This is a genomic window from Micromonospora sp. NPDC048839 (assembly GCF_040649915.1).
Taxonomy (GTDB): domain Bacteria; phylum Actinomycetota; class Actinomycetes; order Mycobacteriales; family Micromonosporaceae; genus Micromonospora.
Window position 1 is genome coordinate 1 of sequence record NZ_JBEZGL010000050.1, and the last position, 3,618, is coordinate 3,618.

A 3,618-nucleotide genomic window follows, 5' to 3' on the forward strand; every position below is an offset into this window, starting at 1 on the left:
GCCCTCGGCACTGCCGAGGGGCTTGCCCAGCAGCAGGCGAACGTACTCCGACCCGATGAATCCGGCTCCGCCGGTGACGAGGATCCTCACGGGTCGGGAAGTGTACGCGAAGTTGGGTGCGGTGCGCGGGGCGCGACCCCCCCGCACATCCTGCTTCTGTGCCGCTAGGCTGCCCCGGTGCGTGGAATCCTACTTGCCGGCGGCACCGGTTCTCGGCTCTGGCCGATCACCCGTGCGGTGTCTAAGCAGCTGATGCCGGTCTTCGACAAGCCGATGGTCTACTACCCGCTCTCCACCCTGGTGATGTCCGGGGTGCGGGAGATCCTGGTGATCACGACCCCCGACGACCAGGACCAGTTCCGTCGGCTGCTCGGCGACGGCAGCCAGTTCGGGCTGCGGCTGGAGTACGTCAGCCAGGAGCGCCCGGAGGGCATCGCGCAGGCCTTCATCCTCGGGGCGGACTTCATCGGCACGGAGTCGGTGGCGCTGATCCTCGGCGACAACATCTTCCACGGTGGTGGTCTGGGCCGGCAGCTCGCGGCCCACGGCGACCCGGTCGGCGGGCGGGTCTTCGCCTACCAGGTGGCCAACCCGCAGGAATACGGTGTGGTCGACTTCGACGACGCCGGTCGGGTGCTCTCGATCGAGGAGAAGCCGGCCCTGCCGAAGTCCCGCTATGCGGTGCCCGGCCTGTACTTCTACGACAACCGGGTCGTGGACATCGCCCGCAAGCTCACCCCGAGCGCCCGCGGCGAGCTGGAGATCACGGCGGTCAACGAGGTGTACCGGGAGACCGGGGAGCTGTCGGTGACGGTGCTGGATCGGGGCACCGCCTGGCTGGACACGGGCACGTTCGCCTCGATGATGCAGGCGGCCGAGTTCGTCCGGGTGGTCGAGGAGCGGCAGGGCCTGAAGATCGGTTGTGTCGAGGAGGTGGCCTGGCGGGCCGGCCTCATCGACGACGATCAGCTGCGCGCGTTGGCCGCGCCGTTGACCAAGAGCGGTTACGGCGACTACCTGCTCGGTCTGCTCGCCGAACCGAGCGGCCGCCAGGGGGTGGCCTGGTGAAGATCCGGGAGCTGAGCATCGAGGGCGCCTGGGAGATCACCCCCCAGCAGCACGGCGACTCGCGCGGCATGTTCATGGAGTGGTACCGCTTCGACAAGCTCGCCGACGTGGTGGGGCATCCGCTGCGGCTGGCCCAGGCCAATCTGTCGGTCTCCGCCCGTGGCGTGGTGCGCGGCATCCACTTCGCCGACGTTCCGCCGGGGCAGGCCAAGTACGTCACCTGTGTGCGCGGCGCGGTCCTCGACGTCATCGTGGACCTGCGGGTGGGCTCGCCGACCTTCGGCCGTTGGGAGGGCGTCCGGCTGGACGACACCGACCGTCGGGCGGTCTACCTCAGCGAGGGGCTGGGGCACGGTTTCTGCGCGCTGACCGACGACGCCACGTTGAGCTATCTCTGCTCGGCCAGCTACAACCCGACGGGTGAGCACGCGGTGCACCCGCTGGACGAGGAGCTGGGCATCGAGTGGCCCGCCGACGTTCCGTTGCTGTCCGCGCGGGACGACGCGGCGCCGACCCTCGCCCAGGCCCGCGAGAGCGGCCTGCTTCCGGAGTACGACAACTGCCGGCGGTTCGTGGCGAGCCTCGGTCCGGACGGAATGTCGCACTCAACCGGTATGTGACCACCCCCGGGGCACGACCTGTGGTGTGACAGTGACGAACCGGGCCTCCGGGCGGCTAATGTCACACCATGGAGCGGCGAATCTTCGGCCTCGAGACCGAGTACGGCGTCACCTGCACCTATCGCGGGCAGCGGCGGCTGTCCCCGGACGAGGTCGCGCGGTATCTGTTCCGTCGCGTGGTGTCCTGGGGTCGGTCGAGCAACGTCTTTCTGCGTAATGGAGCCCGGCTCTACCTGGACGTCGGATCGCATCCGGAGTACGCGACACCGGAGTGCGACTCGGTGACCGATCTCGTCGCCCACGACCGGGCTGGCGAGCGGATCCTGGAGGGCCTGCTCGTCGACGCGGAGAAGCGGCTGCACGACGAGGGCATCGCGGGTGAGATCTACCTGTTCAAGAACAACACCGACTCGGCCGGTAACTCGTACGGCTGCCACGAGAACTACCTGGTCTCCCGGCACGGGGAGTTCGGCCGACTGGCCGACGTACTCATCCCGTTCCTGGTCACCCGGCAGTTGATCTGCGGGGCCGGCAAGGTTCTGCAGACACCGCGAGGCGCGGTCTACTGCCTTTCGCAGCGGGCCGAGCACATCTGGGAGGGCGTCTCCTCGGCGACCACCCGCAGCCGTCCGATCATCAACACCCGCGACGAGCCGCACGCCGACGCCGAGCGCTATCGGCGGCTGCACGTCATCGTCGGTGACTCCAACATGAACGAGGTCACCACGCTGCTCAAGGTCGGCACCGCCGACATCGTGCTGCGGATGATCGAGGCCGGGGTGGTGATGCGCGACCTGTCCCTGGAGAACCCGATCCGGGCGATCCGGGAGGTGTCGCACGACATCACCGGCCGGCGCAAGGTGCGGCTGGCCAACGGCAAGGAGGTCAGCGCCCTGGACATCCAGCAGGAGTACCTGTCCAAGGCGACCGAGTTCGTCGAGCGGCGCGGTGGCGACCAGGCCGCCAAGCGGGTCGTCGAGCTGTGGGGCCGAGTGCTCAACGCGGTGGAGACCGGTGACCTGGAGCCGGTCTCGCGGGAGATCGACTGGGTCAGCAAGCTGCGGCTGATCGAGCGCTACCAGCGCAAGCACGACCTGCCGCTGTCGCACCCCCGGGTGGCGCAGATGGATCTGGCCTACCACGACGTGCGTCGCGGTCGCGGCCTCTACGGTCTGCTGGAGCGGCGTGGCGAGGTCGACCGGGTGGCCACCGACCCGGAGATCTTCGAGGCCAAGGAGACCCCGCCGCAGACCACCCGGGCCCGGCTGCGCGGCGAGTTCATCCGGCACGCCCAGGAGAAGCGGCGGGACTTCACCGTGGACTGGGTGCACCTGAAGCTCAACGACCAGGCACAGCGCACCGTGCTCTGCAAGGACCCGTTCCGGGCGTACGACGAGCGGGTGGAGCGGCTGATCGCCAGCATGTGACGGGTCTGCCGGCCCCGGCGGTGTTGTCCGCCGACGGGGCCGGCCTACCGGTGGCCGCACCGGCGCGGCCGGCGCGGTGGCCGCTAAGCTGAGTCCGCCATGACGACTTCTGGACCTTCCGACCGCCCTGAGCGCGGCGCCGAGCGGCAGAACTGGGTCGAACGCCGGCGGGAGAAGATCCGCGCCGAGGTCGACCGTAACCGCCGTGGTGAATACACCGTGCCGACGTGGGTGCTGGCGCTGGCGCTGGTCCTCATCGTCGGCGGCTGGCTGACCCTGGTCTTCCTGGCCTGACCCCACCCCCAAATGCTCGCGTTGATCATGGGGTTGTTGCCCTGACAGCCGAGGCGGCGGGCGATAACCCCATGATCAACGGGGCGGAGGGTGGGCGGAGGGCGCGCGGCCCGGGGGGTTAGTCCCTGTCGCCTCTGGCGATGCGGCCCGTTCCGGGCTGAAAATCGTGTTGGTCGCTCGCTGACGTCGTATCTCCTTGGTCCGTACGA

General features: G+C 69.2%; 4 protein-coding genes. All 4 read left to right on the plus strand.

What is annotated here, in order from left to right; genetic code table 11:
- Positions 1 to 177: 177 nt before the first annotated feature.
- The 4 genes from rfbA (at position 178) to AB0C25_RS36490 (ending at position 3,409) form a co-directional block, all read left to right on the plus strand.
- Positions 178 to 1,068 carry a glucose-1-phosphate thymidylyltransferase RfbA gene (gene rfbA / locus AB0C25_RS36475; RefSeq protein ID WP_357249630.1) on the plus strand — a complete coding sequence of 297 codons (891 nt, stop codon included), beginning with the start codon at positions 178 to 180 and terminating at the stop codon, positions 1,066 to 1,068.
- Complete coding sequence (gene rfbC, locus AB0C25_RS36480) at positions 1,065 to 1,688, plus strand: dTDP-4-dehydrorhamnose 3,5-epimerase (RefSeq protein ID WP_357249627.1); 624 nt, start codon at positions 1,065 to 1,067, stop codon at positions 1,686 to 1,688. Before rfbA ends, rfbC begins: the two co-directional genes overlap by 4 nt.
- Before the next feature lie 68 nt (positions 1,689 to 1,756).
- Complete coding sequence (pafA, locus tag AB0C25_RS36485) at positions 1,757 to 3,115, plus strand: Pup--protein ligase (protein WP_357379633.1); 1,359 nt, start codon at positions 1,757 to 1,759, stop codon at positions 3,113 to 3,115.
- A gap of 99 nt (positions 3,116 to 3,214) precedes the next feature.
- Positions 3,215 to 3,409, plus strand: coding sequence for a hypothetical protein (locus AB0C25_RS36490; RefSeq protein WP_357249621.1), 195 nt, complete (start codon positions 3,215 to 3,217; stop codon positions 3,407 to 3,409).
- The last annotated feature ends 209 nt before the right edge of the window (positions 3,410 to 3,618 follow it).

Coding starts and splice junctions, on each gene's coding strand:
- pafA (WP_357379633.1), top strand. CDS start 1,757: ATGGAGCGGCGAATCTTCGGCCTCGAGACCGAGTACGGCGTCACCTGC.
- AB0C25_RS36490 (WP_357249621.1), top strand. CDS start 3,215: ATGACGACTTCTGGACCTTCCGACCGCCCTGAGCGCGGCGCCGAGCGG.